The following is a 1,269-nucleotide window of genomic DNA, read 5'->3' on the forward strand; positions in this document are numbered from 1 at the left end:
TGACCTGCCACTGAGTTGTCATCCAGCGGCGATTAGAGCCTCGGCGGGTTTTACGCCTTGTGGCGCGGGTGGAGCAACGGGCGATCGGCGGAGTTGGTCGGTGTTGCGCAGCCGATCGCCCGTTGCGGTGAAGTTAGCGGCATAGGCCGCAGGCGTGAGGTATCCGAGCGCCGAGTGCGGGCGCGCGGTGTTGAAGTCTGCGACCCAGGCCGCGATCTTGGCTCGGGCGTCGTCGAGATCGAAGAACAGCGTTTCATTGAGCAGTTCATCGCGCATGCGACCGTTGAAGCTCTCCACGAAGCCGTTCTGCATGGGCTTGCCTGGCGCGATGAAGTGCCAGTCGACGCCGTTGTCTTTGCACCAGGCGAGCATGGCGTTGCAGGTGAACTCCGTGCCGTGGTCGGAGACGATCATGCCCGGCTTGCCATGCCGCTCGATGATCGCCGTCAGCTCGCGCGCCACGCGCCGGCCAGAGATCGAGGTGTCTGGGATCGCGCCCAGGCACTGCTTGGTCACGTCATCGACGATGTTGAGGATGCGGAAGCGCCGCCCATTGGCGAACTGGTCGTGGACGAAGTCCGTTGACCAGCGCGCGTTCGGCGTCGCCTCGATCAGGATCGGCGCCCGTGCGCCCACAGCCTTGCGGCGGGCGCGGCGCTTGCGCACGGACAGGCCCTCTTCGCGATAGAGCCGGTGGATGCGGTTGACGCCGGAGGGCTCGCCCTCGCGCCTGAGCAGGATGAACAGCCGCCGATAACCGAAGCGCCGCCGTTCGTTGGCGAGTTCGCGCAGCCGGGCGCGCAGCTCCGTGTCCGGAGGTCGGCAGGATTGGTAGCGCACCATCTTCCGGTCCGCTCCGACGATGCTGCAGGCCCGACGTTCCGACAGGCCCATCACGGCCCGCAGATGCGCGACGGCTTCGCGCTGCACGGCGGGCCCTACCATTTTTTTGATAGAAGCTCCCGCATCGCGGCCACATCCAGCATCTGCTCGGCCAGCAGCTTCTTCAGCTTCGCGTTCTCGTCCTCAAGCGCCTTCAACCGCTTGGCCTCAGAGACATCCATACCGCCATACTTGGCCTTCCAATTGTAAAAGGTCGCCTCCGAGATCCCGTGCTTGCGGGCGAGGTCGGCGGTCCTCGCGCCGGCCTCGTGCTCCTTCAAGACCGCAATGATCTGCTCTTCCGTGAATCTTGCTCGCTTCATCAGTCCGTCCTCAGCAGGGCCGGACTCTAACTCCATGTGGAGGAAAATCTCAGTGGCAGGTCAC

The 1,269-nt window shown here is 64.6% G+C and carries 1 protein-coding gene; it reads right to left on the reverse strand.

Going from position 1 to position 1,269, the window contains the following annotated elements; all coding sequences use genetic code 11:
• Nucleotides 1-18: 18 nt before the first annotated feature.
• Nucleotides 19-1,205, reverse strand: a protein-coding gene (locus FWJ24_RS14550; RefSeq protein ID WP_150288558.1) for an IS3 family transposase whose coding sequence is annotated in 2 segments (ribosomal slippage) — nt 19-953 and nt 953-1,205 — 1,188 coding nt in all. Because the reading frame shifts where the segments join, the coding sequence is not laid out codon by codon here.
• Nucleotides 1,206-1,269 lie beyond the last annotated feature (64 nt).

Origin of the sequence: Rhabdaerophilum calidifontis (assembly GCF_008641065.1) — a bacterium.
Classification (GTDB): domain Bacteria; phylum Pseudomonadota; class Alphaproteobacteria; order Rhizobiales; family Beijerinckiaceae; genus Rhabdaerophilum; species Rhabdaerophilum calidifontis.